16 protein-coding genes and 1 tRNA gene are annotated in these 16,068 nt (G+C 67.3%); 13 read left to right on the top strand and 4 right to left on the bottom strand.

From position 1 onward, the window contains the following. On the top strand, positions 1–1,152 hold the full coding sequence (locus BHE97_RS17120) for a DUF58 domain-containing protein (protein WP_140400231.1): 1,152 nt from the start codon (positions 1–3) through the stop codon (positions 1,150–1,152). Beyond that, positions 1,149–3,278, top strand: coding sequence for a DUF3488 and transglutaminase-like domain-containing protein (locus BHE97_RS17115; protein ID WP_170931481.1), 2,130 nt, complete (start codon positions 1,149–1,151; stop codon positions 3,276–3,278). Before BHE97_RS17120 ends, BHE97_RS17115 begins: the two co-directional genes overlap by 4 nt. Here BHE97_RS17115 and BHE97_RS17110 read toward each other — a convergent pair whose 3' ends face one another. After that, positions 3,279–4,208, bottom strand: coding sequence for a glutathione S-transferase C-terminal domain-containing protein (locus BHE97_RS17110; protein ID WP_087625358.1), 930 nt, complete (start codon positions 4,206–4,208; stop codon positions 3,279–3,281). Positions 4,209–4,343: 135 nt separating this feature from the next. Between BHE97_RS17110 and BHE97_RS20205 the strand changes: the two genes are divergently transcribed. From BHE97_RS20205 to BHE97_RS17095, 4 genes are all read left to right on the top strand, one after another. Further along, positions 4,344–4,664: a PepSY domain-containing protein gene (locus tag BHE97_RS20205; protein ID WP_170931480.1), complete on the top strand. Its 321-nt coding sequence runs from the start codon at positions 4,344–4,346 to the stop codon at positions 4,662–4,664. Continuing rightward, positions 4,624–4,899 carry a PepSY domain-containing protein gene (locus tag BHE97_RS20200; RefSeq protein WP_170931479.1) on the top strand — a complete coding sequence of 92 codons (276 nt, stop codon included), beginning with the start codon at positions 4,624–4,626 and terminating at the stop codon, positions 4,897–4,899. Before BHE97_RS20205 ends, BHE97_RS20200 begins: the two co-directional genes overlap by 41 nt. A 258-nt stretch (positions 4,900–5,157) precedes the next feature. Beyond that, positions 5,158–6,852, top strand: coding sequence for a 2-isopropylmalate synthase (gene leuA / locus BHE97_RS17100; RefSeq protein WP_087625357.1), 1,695 nt, complete (start codon positions 5,158–5,160; stop codon positions 6,850–6,852). Between the two features lie 165 nt (positions 6,853–7,017). Next, positions 7,018–8,097 carry a saccharopine dehydrogenase C-terminal domain-containing protein gene (locus BHE97_RS17095; protein ID WP_087625246.1) on the top strand — a complete coding sequence of 360 codons (1,080 nt, stop codon included), beginning with the start codon at positions 7,018–7,020 and terminating at the stop codon, positions 8,095–8,097. A 5-nt stretch (positions 8,098–8,102) separates the two neighbouring features. Here BHE97_RS17095 and BHE97_RS17090 read toward each other — a convergent pair whose 3' ends face one another. Together BHE97_RS17090 and BHE97_RS17085 are read right to left on the bottom strand one after the other, a co-directional pair. Next, the gene (locus BHE97_RS17090) at positions 8,103–9,071 is read right to left on the bottom strand and encodes a quinone oxidoreductase (RefSeq protein ID WP_087625356.1); all 969 of its coding nucleotides are present in this window, start codon (positions 9,069–9,071) and stop codon (positions 8,103–8,105) included. Positions 9,072–9,261: 190 nt separating this feature from the next. Continuing rightward, a complete protein-coding gene (locus BHE97_RS17085; protein WP_087625245.1) occupies positions 9,262–9,657 on the bottom strand; it encodes a phage holin family protein in 396 nt (131 codons plus the stop codon). Between the two features lie 79 nt (positions 9,658–9,736). Here BHE97_RS17085 and recO point away from each other — a divergent pair, with 79 nt between their 5' ends. The 7 genes from recO (at position 9,737) to BHE97_RS17050 (ending at position 15,477) form a co-directional block, all read left to right on the top strand. After that, positions 9,737–10,471, top strand: coding sequence for a DNA repair protein RecO (gene recO / locus BHE97_RS17080; RefSeq protein ID WP_087625244.1), 735 nt, complete (start codon positions 9,737–9,739; stop codon positions 10,469–10,471). Next, positions 10,468–11,235 carry an isoprenyl transferase gene (locus BHE97_RS17075; RefSeq protein WP_087625243.1) on the top strand — a complete coding sequence of 256 codons (768 nt, stop codon included), beginning with the start codon at positions 10,468–10,470 and terminating at the stop codon, positions 11,233–11,235. The genes recO and BHE97_RS17075 overlap by 4 nt, the downstream gene beginning before the upstream one ends. 186 nt (positions 11,236–11,421) lie before the next feature. Continuing rightward, on the top strand, positions 11,422–12,234 hold the full coding sequence (locus BHE97_RS17070) for a fumarylacetoacetate hydrolase family protein (RefSeq protein WP_087625242.1): 813 nt from the start codon (positions 11,422–11,424) through the stop codon (positions 12,232–12,234). Then, the gene (gene gltX / locus BHE97_RS17065) at positions 12,231–13,706 is read left to right on the top strand and encodes a glutamate--tRNA ligase (protein ID WP_087625241.1); all 1,476 of its coding nucleotides are present in this window, start codon (positions 12,231–12,233) and stop codon (positions 13,704–13,706) included. The genes BHE97_RS17070 and gltX overlap by 4 nt, the downstream gene beginning before the upstream one ends. Before the next feature lie 122 nt (positions 13,707–13,828). Beyond that, positions 13,829–13,903: transfer RNA gene (locus tag BHE97_RS17060), tRNA-Gln, on the top strand. A 190-nt stretch (positions 13,904–14,093) separates the two neighbouring features. Further along, entirely contained in the window at positions 14,094–14,279 is a 186-nt protein-coding gene (locus tag BHE97_RS17055; RefSeq protein WP_087625355.1) for a helix-turn-helix domain-containing protein, read from the top strand. Beyond that, complete coding sequence (locus BHE97_RS17050; RefSeq protein ID WP_087625240.1) at positions 14,272–15,477, top strand: site-specific integrase; 1,206 nt, start codon at positions 14,272–14,274, stop codon at positions 15,475–15,477. The genes BHE97_RS17055 and BHE97_RS17050 overlap by 8 nt, the downstream gene beginning before the upstream one ends. 44 nt (positions 15,478–15,521) lie before the next feature. Here the strand turns inward: BHE97_RS17050 and BHE97_RS17045 are convergent, their stop codons facing one another. After that, positions 15,522–15,926, bottom strand: a complete 405-nt coding sequence (locus tag BHE97_RS17045) for a sulfate permease (RefSeq protein ID WP_236757762.1) — start codon at positions 15,924–15,926, stop codon at positions 15,522–15,524. Positions 15,927–16,068 lie beyond the last annotated feature (142 nt).

Genomic DNA, 16,068 nt, shown 5'->3' with positions numbered 1-16,068 from the left:
GTGGCCTGGTCCCGGTGGCCTGTCCCGACGGCCCGAGGCGTGGTCTCGCTGGCCGCCGCGGTCGGCAGCGCCGTGAGCGCCTTCTGGTGGGGTGTCCCGGTGCTGCTGAGTGTGTCCGGCCTGCTTGTGACGATCGTGGTGCTGGCGCACATCGCCGTCGCCGTCAGCCACCCTCGGTGGGAGGTGCGCCGGAGCGCCGTGCCGCATGTCGCGGAGCCGGGAGAGCCGGTGGACGTCCGCTTCCGGCTGATGAGCACCCGGCGCAGCGCTCTCGATGTTGTCGAGTGGTGGGAGGATGCGAGCGGCGGGGGCCACAGCGGGTCGTTCGTCGATCGAGGGGCCGGTGCCAGCGCACCCCACGGGCGCTACCAGGTGCGCCTCTCGAGGCGCGGCCGTCATGGTCTCGGCCCCACGAGCATTCGCGTGACCGACCCATTCGCGCTCGCCACCCGCTGGACCCAGCTCGAGGGTGAGAACACCGTCATCGTGCTCCCGCACCGATACGAGCTGGAGGGAAGGATCGACGCGCTGATCGGCGCACAGGACCGCGAGGACTCGGCACTGCGCCTGAGACCCTCCGGCAGCGGCGATGCGGATGTGCTCGCGCGGCCGTACCGTACCGGCGACGCGGTGAAGAGATTGCACTGGAAGGCCACAGCCCATCGGGGCACGTTGATGGTGCGTCACGATCAGCAGCAGTCCCAGCGTCAGGTGCACGTGGTCGTCGATCCGCGCGGTGATTCCGCGGGCGATCTCGACTGGCGGATCTCTGCTGCGGCCTCGATCCTCCAGCATCTGCATCACGATGACATCGACCTGCAGCTGTCGGTCGGGCGGAACGAGCATGCCGTGCGACGCGACGACACGCCGCGTCCCGCACTCGTCGAGCTGGCCCTCGCGGAACCGTATCCGCATGGACCGTCGATCGATCCTCACGCGCCGATGGTCCTGCTCGGGGGACGCGTCGATGTCCCGGTCGCGCGCGAATGGCTGGCCGCTCGCCGCCGCCCGGCTTACGCGATGCTGCACGATGCCAGCGATGCCGAGGCGCTGGCGCTGTTGCGCGAGGATTCCTGGCGTGTCGTGACTTACCGCGATCGCGACGATGTCGGAGGTGTCTGGAGCAGGCTCGACGAGGATTCGAGCCGATGAGGGCTGAGCGGGCCTCGTTCTTCGGCGTCCTCGGTCTCGTCGGAGTCCTTCTCGGGCTGCGGGTCGTGCTCCTGGGGACCTGGTGGTGGCCGGTCGTGCTGGTGATGGCGGTGGTGTTCGTCGTCTCGGCGCTGGTGCGGCGCGTGCGGCCGGTCGTGGCCCCACTCGCGGCGGTGGCGGCTCTGGCCCTCCTGGTGATCTGGATCTTCCTGCCCGCCACGACGGTCGTGGGCGTCCCGACGGGTGCCACCTGGGCCGCGTTCGGCGACCAGCTGAGTCTGGCGATCGCGGTGGTCGCCGAGGAGCAGGCCCCGCTCGCGCCTCCGGATGCGCTGGTCATGTTCATCGCCCTGGGCTTCGGCCTGGTGGCCCTCGTGGTCGACGATCTCCTCTCTCGACCCATCCCCGGGGTCGCCGTCGGGTGCGGGATCCTCTACACCGGTGGCCTGGCGGCGGCATCGCTGATCGTCGGGGTCACGCCCGATCCGCTCGCGGTCGCCGTGACAGCGGCCGGCTGGCTGGGCGTGATCATCGGCCGGGGCGGCGTTCCGACACCGGCTCGGGCAGCGCTCGCCGCCGGTATCGGCGCGATAGCGGTGGTCGTCGCCCTGCTGACCCCGTCGCTCGCCGCTCCCGGTCTCGAGCCCACGGTCACCTCCTGGGGACGACCTCCCGCGGAGGTGTTCGGTCGCGGTATCAACCCGATGCTGCGGCTGGGGGAGAACCTGCGCCGCGGCGAGTCGGTGGAGGTCGCCCGGTCGATCACCACCGCGGATGATCCTCCGTATCTCAAGGTAGCGACCCTCATCGACGTCGACGGCGAGACCTGGCGGCAGGTCGGTGACGGCGCCGGGCTGCCGGCGGAGGAACCGCTCGCCGATATCGGCCCCGACATCGCCACGAGCACCGAGGAGATCCGTGTCGAGATCGGTGACCTGGACACGACGATGCTCCCGGTTCCCTATCGATTCGATGAGCTGCGGGGCCTGGCCGGGGCTTGGGCGCGGCATCCGATCGGCGGAACCGTACGGTCGCGCGGCGACACCACCCGGGAGCTGACCTATGCCGCGTCCTATGTCGAGATCGCGCCTGACGCCGAGCAGATGCGTGGACGCTCGACATCGATGACCCCGGGGGTATTCGGTCGTTATACCGACTTGCCGGACGGGACTCCGGGAGAGATCGGCGAGGTCGCGCGCGAGCAGACCGCCGGTCTCACCAACTCCTATGACCGCGTCGTCGCCCTCCAGGACTGGCTGCGCGGCAATTTCTCGTACTCGGAGTCCGCTCCGGTCGCCGAGGGCTACGACGGCAACGGACTGGACGTCGTCGCTCGTTTCCTCACCGAGGAGCAGTCGGGCTATTGCGTGCACTTCGCCTCGGGGCTCGCCGCGATGGCGCGGTCGCTGAACATCCCGGCGCGCATCGCGGTCGGTTATGCCCCGGGGCGGCCCGCAGGTCGCACGTCCGACGGGGAACAGGTGTACTCGACCCGGTCGGACATGCTGCATGCGTGGACCGAGGTCTGGTTCGACGGCGTCGGCTGGGTGGCCTTCGACGCGACCCCGGGGGTGGGGTCGCCGACGGAGTTCGACGAGCCCCGGAGCGAGTTGGGCGCCACAGCACCGGATGTGAGCGTGCCGGAGGTGCCTACGGCGGCTCCCACTGACGGTCCCGACACCGCACGGCCCGACCCGGATCAGACGGCGGAGTCGGGCACGGACAACGAGTCCGCCTGGGGGATCGGCTTGGTCTCGACCGTGTTCCTGGTCCTGCTCGGACTGGCTCCGGGGCTCCTGCGGCAGGTGCGCCGGTCTGTGCGCTGGCGGAGGACCCGGGTCGAACCGTGGTGGCGGGAGCTCACCGACACCGCCACCGACCTGGGGATCTCGATCCCTCCCCATGCGACCGCTCGGGCACAGGCGGAGGCTCTCGCTCCAGCCGCCGGGCCCGAGGTGCGCGAGGTCGTCGCCCTAGTGGAGCGTGAACGCTACGCCGCGTCTCCTCCAGGCCTCGACGAGCACCACCGCGGGACGGCTCGTCGCGTCGCGCGTCGGCTCAGCACCTCGACCTCCTGGCGACGCCGGATCATCGCCCGGGTGTTCCCCCGTTCGCTCTGGAGCTGATCAGCCGCGGCCGTGGGGCTCGAGCCATACGGCCGGATCGGGTCCCAACGGCACGATCTGCGTGGGGTTGATGTCGGTGTGCACCACGTAGTAGTGCTTCTTGATCTGCTCGAAGTCGATCGAGTCCCCGAAGGCGGGGATCGAGTAGAGATCGCGCGCGTAGCCCCAGAGATTCGGCATCTCGGTGAGCTTCTGCCGATTGCACTTGAAGTGCCCGTGATAGACCGCGTCGAAGCGAGCGAGGGTGGTGAACAGCCGGACATCGGCCTCGGTGATCGTGTCGCCCATCAGATAGCGGCGGGTCGACAGCCGGTCCTCGAGCCAGTCGAGTGCGGCCCACAGTCGCTCGTAGGCGTCACCATAAGCCTCCTGGGATCCGGCGAATCCGCAGCGGTACACCCCGTTGTTGACCTCGGTGAATACCCGCTTCATGACGTCTTCCATCTCGTCGCGGACGTCGGCGGGCCACAGGTCGGGAGCATCCGGCCGATGGTGCTCGCGCCACTCGAAGAAGAAGTCGTGGGTGATCCACGGGAAGTCATTGGTCACGACCTGGCCGGACTCGATCTCCACGATCGCCGGCACGGTGATACCGCGCGGATAGTCCGGGTAACGTGCGAAATAGGCCTCCTGGAGCCGCTCGATGCCCAGGATCGGATCGACGCCTCCCGGATCGAGGTCGAAGGTCCAGCTGCGCTTGTCGTGTGTCGGCCCGGGCATGCCGAGGCTGATGACGTCCTCGAGCCCCAGCAGCGACCGCACGATGATCGATCGATTCGCCCACGGGCACGCCTTGGCGGCGATCAACCGGTAACGTCCCGGCTCGACGGGCCACCGCGGCGCGTCATCGGGGCTGGTCTTGCCCGTCCCCGCGCGATCGTCGATCGGGTCACCGCCGTGGGCGGTGATCCGGTCGGGGATGTAGTCCATGTCGCGGTCGAAGGCCTCTCCGGCGGTGACATAGGAGCCGGTGGTCGACTGATCGGGATCTGAAGAGCTCACCTCACCAGTCTGCCGCACGCGATCGAGCTGCGTCGGGTGATGAAGGGTGCCAGGCTGGCCGGTATGGGGAAGCGGATGTTGATGGCGGGAGCCGGAGCGGTCTTCGCGGCTCTCCTCGCGGGATGCGGCGATAACGATGACGCGTCCGGCGGCCCGACCCGGACGACCACGGATCTGGCGGATACCGACGTGGCGCTGTCGTGGCGGGACGCCGTCGCGCTGGCACAGGAGTCCTTCGACGGCGATCTGGCCTCCATCGAACTCGACGATGGTCGCGAGGGCCTGGTCTACACGATCGAGCTGGTGTCAGCGGATGAGGAGTACGAGACCGTCATCGGAGCCGATGACGAGCGGGTGCGCGGAGGAGACCGAGCGGTTCGATGACGATGACCGGGCCGAGAAGGCAGCCGAGGTCGTCTCGGTCGGCGATGTGGTCGAGCTCGACGACGCGATGGGGACCGCGCTCGCCGAGTATGACGGCCGCATCGTCGAATGGAAGCTGGAGGGCACCTCGCGAGGTCCCCGTTATCAGTTCGACATCCGCGCCGACGGTGACTCCGAGGACGTGGAGGTGAGCGTCGATGCGGTGAGCGGCGAGTTCCTCGGCTGCGACGACTGAAGCTCGTCTGAATCGGCACCGGCCATGGTGCGGTCCGACCTGGCTGGGGCGATCAGCGGTCGCGCGTGGGGGCGGTCGTCGCGTGCCTGTTATGCTGACCACGTCATGCGCTACGCGAACCTGCTCCTTCGCTGCCGCGTCGAGGTCCACTAGGTCGGGCACCTCGCCGCGGAGTTCGTCGTGACCGGCCGCCTGACGAACTCACCCGAGGAGCCCCTAGTGAAGAACAACCCCGTCTCTCCCCAGCAGCCGTCGCCGATGCCGTTCGGCCGTTACCGTGCCTTCGAGCCGATCGACATCCCCGATCGAACCTGGCCGAACACGACCATCACCGCCGCGCCCCGGTGGCTGTCCACCGATCTGCGTGATGGCAATCAGGCGCTCATCGACCCGATGACCCCCGCACGCAAGCGCCGGATGTTCGATCTATTGCTGCGCATGGGCTACAAGGAGATCGAGGTCGGATTCCCTGCCGCGAGCGATACCGACTTCCAGTTCGTGCGCGATCTGATCGAGCAGGATCTGATTCCCGATGATGTGACGATCTCGGTCCTGACCCAGGCGCGCGAGGACCTCATCGAGCGCACCACGCAGTCGCTGGCCGGTGCCGCGCGCGCCAATATCCACCTCTATAACGCGGTGGCGCCGTTGTTCCGCAAGGTGGTGTTCAATGCCTCGCGCGACGAGATCCGCGCCATCGCCACGCGTGGCACCGAGATGGTCATGAAGTACGCCGAGCAGAATATGAACGACACGGCCTTCGGCTACCAGTACAGTCCGGAGATCTTCACCAGCACCGAGCTCGAGTTCTCCGTCGAGGTCTGTGATGCGGTCATGGACGTCTGGCAGCCCGAGGCCGGACGCGAGATCATCCTCAACCTGCCCGCGACGGTCGAGATGGCCACCCCCAACACCTATGCCGACCAGATCGAGTGGTTCGGCCGGCACGTCAAGAACCGCGAGCACGTCGCGATCAGCCTGCACCCGCACAATGACCGCGGCACGGCGGTCGCGGCGACGGAGCTGGCGATGATGGCCGGGGCGGACCGCGTCGAAGGGTGCCTCTTCGGCCACGGCGAGCGCACCGGAAATGTCGACCTGGTGACCGTGGGCATGAACCTGTTCAGCCAGGGCATCGATCCGCAGATCGACTTCAGCGATATCGACGAGATCCGCCGAACGGTCGAGTACTGCACCAATCTGCCGGTCCACCCGAGGCATCCGTACGCCGGTGATCTGGTCTACACCGCCTTCAGCGGCTCGCACCAGGACGCCATCAAGAAGGGTCTGGAGCACCTCGAGCGGGAGGCGGCCGAGCAGGGCGTCGATGTACGCGAAGTGCCCTGGGAGGCTCCGTATCTGCCGATCGATCCGCACGACGTCGGCCGTACCTATGAAGCGGTCATCCGCGTCAACAGCCAGTCGGGCAAGGGCGGCGTCGCCTACATCCTGCGGGCCGAGCACCAGCTCGATCTGCCGCGTCGTCTGCAGATCGAGTTCAGCCGCGTCATCCAGGGCATGAGCGAGGGTGAGGCCGGCGAGATCGAGGCCGATCAGATCTGGCAGGCCTTCCAACGCGAGTACCTCGAGGTGGAGGAGCCCTACGCATTGGCCGGACTGTCCTCGACGACGAGTGTCGATGGACGCGATGAGCAGATCGTCGACCTCGTCGTACGGGGCGAGCACCGCTCCTTCAAGGGCGTGGGCAATGGCCCGGTCGATGCCTTCGTGGACGGGATGCGTCAGGCCGGTGCGGAGATCCGGGTGCTCGACTACAGCGAGCATGCTCTGTCCTCCGGTGGCGATGCGCTGGCCGCGGCCTATGTCGAGTGCGAGATCGCCGGTGAGGTGGTCTGGGGCGTGGGGATCCACCCGAGCATCGTCACGGCATCGCTGCGCGCCGTGGTCTGTGCGGCCAACCGCGCGGAGGCCGTGACCATCCCGCGCGACTGACCCGTCCTCACCCGCCCACCCGGGCGGTGAGTAGGCGTCCATCCGCAGTCATGAACGGTGGATGAGCGTCCATCCGGTCAGCCGGATGGACGCTCATGCACCGCGCGAGGAGGCGGGTCGAGCGTTCCCCTGGACCGTCTGGACGGCTTAGTCCATGCTGTGAGCATGGCCACGCGATCGATCGAAACGGTAGCAGTGGTCGGCCTGGGCAAGGTCGGTGAGCTGGTGGCCTCGCTGCTGGTGCGGGCCGGGTTCGACGTGATCGGTATCGACGCCGTCGAGAGATCGTGTGCCGATTTCGCGACCCGGGTCCTCGATATCGCCGATGACGGTGCTGTGCGTGTCGCTCTCGCCGAGGTCGATGCCGTCATGGCCTGTCTGCCCTATCACCTGAACATCGCGGTGGCCGAGGCTGCCTACGAGGCCGGCACGCACTACTTCGACCTCACAGAGGACGTGCCGACGACATGCCGTGTGGTGGAGCTGTCGGCCGCACGCCCGGAGTCCGTCTTCGTGCCGCAGTGCGGCCTGGCCCCCGGTCTGATCGGCATCATCGGAGCATCGGTCGCCGCGACCTTCACCACGATGCGCAGCATCGAGCTGAAGGTCGGTGCCCTGCCCCAGAACCCGACCGGCCTCCTCGGTTACGCCTTCAACTGGTCGGCCGAGGGAGTCGTCAACGAGTACCTGAACGACTGCGAGGTGCTCCGCGGGGGACACCGTCAGACGGTGCCGGCATTGACGGAGAAGGAACGCGTGGTCATCGGCGGCATCGAGCTGGAGGCCGCGCTCACCTCCGGCGGACTCGGGACGATGTGCCGGACCTATGAGGGACGCGTGCAGCGGCTCGACTACAAGACACTGCGCTATCCCGGGCACTTCCGGCAGATGCACTTCCTCTTCGATGAGCTCAACCTGCGCGAGGACCGAGCGCTCATCGGGCGCATCCTGCTCGATGCCAAGCCACCGGTCAACGACGACATCGTCTACGTGCACGCGGCCGTCGAGGGAGTCAAGGACGGGCAGCCGTTCCGTGAGAACTTCGTCCGCGGCTATCTGCCGATGGACATCGACGGCCGCCGCTGGCGGGCCATCAGCTGGACGACCGCGGCATCCGCGGTCGGCGTCGTGGAACTGGTGGCCGCGGGCGTGCTGCCGCACACCGGATTCGTCCATCAGGAGGACATCCGGCTCGCCGATCTGCTGGGGACACGATCCGGGGCGCTGTTCGCGGCCGCAGCCTGATCGGGTCAGATCGTGAGCAGGACCTTGCCCGTGGTGCGACGGGCCTCCAGATCCCCGTGTGCTCGCGCGGCCTCGGGCATCGGGTAGGTCGCACCGATGCGCACATCCAGTTCACCCGAGGAGATCGCCGTGAAGATATCGGTGGCCCGGTAGTCGAGCTCGGCACGATCGGCGATGAAATCGTTGAGGGAGGGGCGCGTCAACATGAGCGACCCCTTGGCAGCGAGCGTCTGTGGATCGACAGGGGGCACCGGACCGCTCGCGGCGCCGAATAGCACCATGGTTCCGCGCGAGCGCACGGCGTCGAGTGAGCGGTCGAAGGTGTCCCGGCCGACCCCGTCGAAGACGACCCGGGCACCCTGGCCATCGGTCAACTCGCGGACACGCTCCTCGAAGCGGTCATAGCCCACGATCACGTCCTCGGCCCCAGCGCTGCGCGAGAGATCGGCCTTCTGGGGAGTCGAGACCGTGGTCAGCACCCGGATACCCCGGTGGGTCAAGAGTTGGGTCAGCAGCAGACCGACGCCCCCGGCGCCGGCATGCAGGAGCACGATGTCGCCCGCGTCGAGCTGAACGATCGAATGCGCCAGGAAGTGCGCGGTCATGCCTTGGAGCAACGCAGCCGCCGCCTGCTCGTCGCTGATTCCGTCGGGTACCCGCACAGCGAGCCTGACGGGGACCACGACATGCTCGGCGTACCCGCCATCGCCCATCGCCCAAGCGACACGATCACCGGGTGCGAACTCCGTGACATCGGAGCCGACGGCCACTACCCGGCCTGCGCCTTCCTTGCCCGGGGTGAACGGGAGAGGTGCGCGGTAGGTCCCCGTGCGTAGGTAGGTGTCGATGAAGTTGACGCCTGCGGCACCCGTCTCGACGAGGAGCTCACCCGGTCCCGGCACGGGCTGCTCGACCTCGCGCCACTGCATGACCTCGGGTCCGCCGGTCTCCTCGATGACGATCGCGTGACTCATACAGCCAGGGTAGTCCGCGGCCCTTGTCGCGCTGCTGAGCTCGGCGTGGCGGTAGGTCATCTAACCCTACGCTCGTGGTCGCGGTGGGCTATCAACCTCATAAAGCCTTCATCACGTTGCTGACGTACCCCTGCGATCGAGGTGAGGTTGACCGGCTACCGCCATCCGCGGGCGGCGGCGAGTGCGACGCTTACTCCTGCGGATCGCGGGCTGCCTCGACGCCGAGGGCCACCAGGAGGCGAGGGAGGGCGATGGCCGCGATCGACGACACGAGCCAGACGACGAGTGCACCCCACGCCCAAGCGGACAGGCCGGAGATCCACAATGCACGTCCGAACCAAGAGGCGATGACCAGCGCGATCAAGGTGGCACCGAGGCCGGTGAGTCCGACCAGATACCGGGCACGCTCCACGGTGACCCGGGCCAGCCAGGGTGTGACGAGTCCCTGGACGATGGCATAGATGATGACGGTGGTCACGAATCCTAAGACGCGCACCCGGAACCCGTCGACCGCGATGGCGGCCGCGAGCAGTCCGAGGGCCGCCGAACCCAGGTAGACGCCGATCATCACCGCGAGTCTGGCCATGGCCACATCGTAGAGCCTCTGCCGAAGACGATGCGCGCGCCGAGCCGGGACTGTCGGAGGGACGCGGCACAATGGGGCGGTGAGCCTCTATCGTGACGCGGGTATCGTGCTGCGCACCCACAAGCTGGGTGAAGCCGACCGCATCATCACGTTGCTCACCCGGGAACGAGGTGTCGTGCGGGCGGCGGCGCGCGGCATCCGCAAGACCACCAGCCGTTTCGGTGCACGCCTCGAGCCCTTCATGCACGTCGACTTGCAGATGGGCGAGGGCAAATCCCTCGACTTCATCACCCAGGTCGTCACGATCAACGCCTTCGCCCGGGATCTGGGCGCCGACTACGGCGCGTACACGGTCGGCTGCGCGATGCTCGAGACGGCGGAGCGACTGGTCGCCGATACAGCCGAGCCTTCGGTGCCACAGTTCACGCTGCTCGTGGGTGCCCTGCGCGCGCTGACGGAGCGGCGCGAGGATCCGGGTCTCATCCTCGATTCCTTCCAACTGCGGTCCCTGGCGATCGCCGGCTACGCGCCGTCCTTCGAGGCATGTGCGCGGTGCGGCGTCGAGGGTCCGCACACCTTCTTCCAGGTGGCGGCGGGCGGGATGCTCTGCGACCGGTGCCGTGTCGCGGGCGCGACGGCGCCGTCGCCGGCCACCGTCCAGCTGCTCGGATCGCTGCTGGCGGGGGACTGGGCGACGGCCAGGTCCTCCGATGACCGTGCCCGGCGTGAGGCGAGCGGTATCGTGGCCGCCTACTTGTCCTGGCATCTGGAGCGCGGTCTGCGTTCCCTGGCTCACGTGGATCGATACTCATGACATTGCCGGCCCCCCGGCCCCCGCGCCCACATCCCTCGGGTGCCCAGCCGCCGTCATTGGCGCCCTCGCAGGTGCCCCGCCATGTCGCGATAGTGATGGACGGCAACGGGCGCTGGGCCAAGCAGCGCGGTCTGCCTCGCACCGCCGGCCACGAGATGGGGGAGGCGGCGCTTTTCGATGTCGTCGAGGGTGCCATCGAGATCGGTGTCGAGGCAGTGTCGGCTTATGCCTTCTCCACCGAGAACTGGAAGCGATCGCCCGACGAGGTGCGGTTCCTGATGGGCTTCAACCGCGATGTGATCCGCCGGCGTCGGGATGAGATGCACGACTTGGGTGTGCGGGTGCGATGGGCGGGCCGTCGGCCCCGGTTGTGGCGCAGCGTGATCCGCGAGCTCGAGCTCGCCGAGGAGCTGACACGGAACAACACGGTCATGACGCTGACCATGTGCGTCAACTACGGCGGCCGCGCTGAGATCGCGGATGCGGCGGCCGCGCTCGCGCGCGATGTGCAGGCGGGCAAGGTCAGCCCCGATCGGATCGACGACAAGGTCTTCGCCCGGTATCTCGATGAGCCGTGGATGCCCGATGTGGATCTGTTCTGGCGCACCTCGGGCGAGCAGCGCACGAGCAACTTCCTGCTGTGGCAGTCGGCCTACGCGGAGATGGTCTTCAGTGACATCGCCTGGCCCGATGTCGACCGTCGTGCGCTGTGGGCCGCCGTCGAGGAGTATGCCGCCCGCCAGCGCCGCTTCGGCTCCGCCTGACCTCGGGAACCCGTTGAGTGTGGGGGCACCTCCCTGGACGGAGCGCAAGCGGAGTCCTTGGGGGAACGTTTGGACGGCAAAATCGACAGTTGTACCCTCCAAACGTTCCCCCTACTCGCTGCGCTCGTGGGAGGTGCCCCCACACTCAACGGGTTAGGGAGGAGGGGCGCTCGATAGGGTGGGGGCATGCGCGTTGCCCGCTTCTCCTTGGACGATGAACCTCGCTTCGGTGTGATCGGCGATGACAACGGAACGACGGTGATCGCGCCGCTCAAGGGCGACCCGATGTACGCCGGTGTCGAGCTGACCGGGCAGAAGCTCCCGCTCGATGATGTCAGGCTGTTGGCGCCGGTCATCCCCCGCAGCAAGGTGGTCTGCGTCGGCAAGAACTACGCCCGGCACGCGGCGGAGATGGGCGGCGACGTGCCCGCCGAGCCACTGATCTTCTACAAGCCGAATACGAGCGTGATCGGCCCCGATGAGCCGATCTTCTATCCCGAGCAGACGGAGGACCTCCACTTCGAGGGAGAGCTGGCCGTGGTGATCGGTCGGATCTGCCGCAAGCTCGACGCCGCGGATGCCGCCAAGGTGATCTACGGTTACACGGTTGCCAACGATGTCACCGCCCGCGATCTGCAGGCCCAGGACGGTCAGTGGGCCCGGGCGAAGGGTTTCGACACCTTCTGCCCGCTTGGTCCTTGGATCGAGACCGACCTGGATCCGGCCGATCTGAGGGTCACCACGTCACTCAATGGTCACCTCCGACAGGATGGTCGGACGAGCGACATGGTCTTCTCGGTCGCCGATGTCATCGAATACGTCACGAGCTTCACGACGCTGCTGCCCGGCGATGTGGTGCTCACCGGCACTCCGGAGGGCGTCGGCCCGATGCAGGTCGGCGACTCGGTGAGCGTGACCGTCGAGGGTATCGGCACATTGACCAATCCCGTCGTCGCCGATGTCGATGACGAAGACGACGACCTGGAGGTGCCGGCATGACCAAACCGGTCGTAGCCCGCTTCTGCCCATCGCCGACCGGTAACCCGCACGTCGGCATGGCGCGTACCGCCCTGTTCAGCTGGGCCTTCGCCCGCCATCACGGCGGCCGTTTCGTGTTCCGCATCGAAGACACCGATGCCGCGCGTGACAATGAGGAGTCGTATCAGCTGCTTATCGACGTGATGCGCTGGCTGGGGCTGGACTGGGACGAGGGCGTCGAGGTCGGCGGACCGGACGGTCCGTACCGCCAGTCCGAGCGCATGGACATCTACGCCGATGTCGCCCAGCGACTGATCGACGCGGGCTTCGCCTATAAGGCTTATGACACGGCCGAGGAGCTTGAGGAGCGGCGGGAGAAGGCTCGTGCCGAGGGCCGCCCGAGCGGTTACGACGGCTTGCACCGCGACCTCAGCGTCGAGCAGCAGCAGGCCTTCGAGGCCGAGGGTCGCCGGCCGGTGATCCGCTTCAAGATGCCGGCCAAGGACTGGACCTTCGACGATCTCGTGCGCGGGCCGATCACCTTCGGTGCCGAGAATGTGCAGGACTTCGTCATCGTCCGTGCCAATGGCCAGCCCCTCTACACGCTGACCAATCCGACCGATGATGCGCTCATGGGCATCACCCATGTGCTGCGCGGTGAGGATCTGCTGAGTTCCACGCCGCGTCAGATCGCCCTGTACGAGGCCTTCGCCGAGATCGGTGTCGGCGACGGATCCACCCCGCAGTTCGCTCATCTGCCCTATGTGATGGGTTCGGGCAACAAGAAGCTGTCCAAGCGCGATCCGGAGTCGAATCTGCTCGGCTATCGCGAGCAGGGCTTCCTTCCGGAGGGGTTGCTGAACTATCTGGCTCTGCTGGGCTGGTCGATCGCCGAGGATCGCGACATCTTCACGCTGGCGGAGATGGTCGAGGCCTTCGAGATCTCGCGGGTGAACCCGAATCCCGCGCGTTTCGATCTGAAGAAGTGCGAGGCGATCAACGGCGACCATGTCCGGTTGCTGTCGCTGGACGAATTCACGGACCGTCTGGTGCCGTACTTCCAGTCGGCGGGGTTGGTCGACGACCCGATCACCGAGGAACAGCACGCCACGCTCGCGAGTGCGGCGCCGCTCGTCCATGAGCGGACGAATCTGCTGACCGAGGCGGTCGCGATGCTGCGCTTCCTCCTCGTGTCGGAGGCCGATTTCGCGATCGACGAGGCTGATCGGGCCAAGCAGCTCGATGAGAAGGGGTTGGAGGTCGTGAGCGCCGCCCGCAAGGCTCTCGCTGGACTGGGGGAGTGGGCGACGGAGTCGATCGAGGGCGCGCTGCGGCGCGCTCTCATCGAGGGCCTGGGTCTCAAGCCCCGGCTCGCCTTCGGCCCGGTTCGAGTGGCGGTAACGGGCAGCCGAGTGTCACCGCCGCTGTTCGAATCCCTCGAACTCCTCGGTCGCGACACGACCCTCGCCCGCCTCGACGCCGCCCTGGCCTGAACCGAGATTGCAGATCTCGGTACAAGGTGGGCACGCACCCCGGTTTGGGGCGTGGTGGGGCCGTCGGGTAGAGTCTTACTTCGGTTCCCCGGGCTCCGCAAGGAGCCCGCAGGGTACCCCCTTGGGGTATGGTGTAATTGGCAACACGGCTGATTCTGGTTCAGTTGTTCTAGGTTCGAGTCCTAGTACCCCAGCCAAATCCGCCTGGAATCTCGCGGGAAATGTGAGATTCCCATGCTGGTGTCACGGCCGGTTACCCCTCAAAGTCCCTTTTTGGGTCCCGTTTTGCCTGGCGGAGCCCTCGTCGGCCTTCGTCGCCCCTGGCTGCTACGACTAGCCCGCAGCCGGCCCGTGCTGGCCCCGAAGCGCCTGGCCTACCTGCGTGGCATGAGCGACGAGCGCCAGATTCTCACCGCCGAGCAGGTCGCCGAGCTGCTGCAAGTCTCGGTGCGCACGGTCGAGGAATGGCGACGCACCCGCACCGGTCCGCCGTACCGGAAGATGGGCCGCCACATCCGCTACCTGCGCGCCGAGGTGCTGGTCTGGTTCGAGGAGCTGGCCGGCGATGAGTAGGCAGAGACTCCGCGCCGGCCAGCTCGGCCGCATCCGCGTCACCCAGATGCCGAGCGGGCGCCTACAGGCCCGGGCGCTGTTCTGCGACGAGGTCGGCCGCCAGAGCCGCCTTAAAGCCAGCGCGACGACCGCCGAGGAGGCCGAAGAGCGGCTGCGCGCCAAAGCCGCCGAGCTGCGCGACAGCACCGGCGGCGTGGAACTCACCGCGGACTCGACCATCGCCGACGGTTGCGCGGTGTTCCTACGTGACAAGGCCGAGTCGGGGCTGGTCGAGGACAGCACGATCGACAGCTACACCTACACGGTCAACAACGAGATCGTTGGCACCTGCGACAACCTGCTGTTGATCGACCTGTCGGTACGCCGATTGAACAAGATCCTCGCCGAAATCCGCACCACGCGATCGTTGTCGGCGGCGCGGAAGGTGCGATCGGTGTTGTCGCAGGTCTGCCAGGTCGCGATCGAGCACGAGGTCCTGACGCACAACCCGGTGCGGGCGGCGCGCCGACTACCGATGCCGGACAAGAAGGAATCGGTGCTCACCCCCGCACAGATCTGGGAAGTGCGGCGATTGATGCGAGCCTGGCGCGCCGACAGCGGTTATGGGCCGCGTCCCAACGTGCGAGTGCTGGAGAACGCCATGTGGATCATGATCGGCACCAGCGTGCGCATCGGCGAAGTGCTGGCCCTGCGTCGATGCGACGTGGACGTGACAGCCGTCAAGCCGCTGGCGCACTTCAACGGCACGATCCGCTACACCAAGAAAGAGGGCCTGCATCGCAAACCCGCCCCGAAACAAGTCCGCCAAGAACGGCGGATCGTGCTGCCATCGTTCAGCGCGGCCGCGGTGCGCAACCAACTCGCCGTCACCGACACACACCCCGAGGCGTATCTGTTCGCCACCAAGACGGGAAAGCCGTTGAGCGTCAGCAACTACGAACGCCTGCTGCGCACGTTCGTCGGCGACCACCGGTCCGAGCTGATCGCCGCAGGGATCGATGTCGAGGAGTTCAGCACCCACATCTTCCGCCGCTCGACCGCCACCATCGTGGAAGCCAAAGCCGGCATCGGGCTGGCGTCCCGGCTGCTCGGGCACGCAGACGAGCAGGTCACTCGCCGCAGCTACGTCGTCACTAGCGAACTCGTCGACCCGGTCACCGCCGACATCATGGACGACGCCTTCGCCGACCCGCTGTGATCCGCGGTCAGCCCCCGGGGGAGGGTGCGGGGTCGCGCCGGCCGTCAGCGGCCGGCCGGCGCGGTCCTGGCGCGGTGCTCCCGCACCCGCACGATCGTCAACTGGACCAGGCTGACCGGCCCGATAGCCAGGAACTTGATGCCATTCCAGATGCCCCACAACACCACCAGATGCAACCATCCGGGACCGCCGCCATTGATGAGCGTGGTGCACCAGTACGCGATGGCCAGGTAGGGCACCGCGATCCCCATCGCGGGAACACCCCACTTGAGCCCGGACCGGGTACGGATGAGATCTAAGACGATGTTGCTGGGCGCCCACGTCCGCAGAAAGACGTAGACGTAGGTGACACCGGCGAGAATAGGACCGAGCATGGTCCAGTCCTCCTTGATGACGGCGACGTCGCGTGGGAAATGGACCGACCCCGAGCGGTTTCCCGAGGGCGTCATGTCACCGGATGTATCCGGTGACCTAGCTGATCTACAGGTCGCCTTGGTTGGTGATTCTACCGCTGATCAACGACGGGCATCTAGTCAGACGTAACGATTCGACGAGCCAGCGGTCGGCGGAGCCTAGCATGTGTGTCGGCAA

Source organism: Aeromicrobium sp. PE09-221, assembly GCF_002174305.1.
Classification (GTDB): domain Bacteria; phylum Actinomycetota; class Actinomycetes; order Propionibacteriales; family Nocardioidaceae; genus Aeromicrobium.
This window is presented reverse-complemented; position numbering and strand designations above follow the sequence as displayed.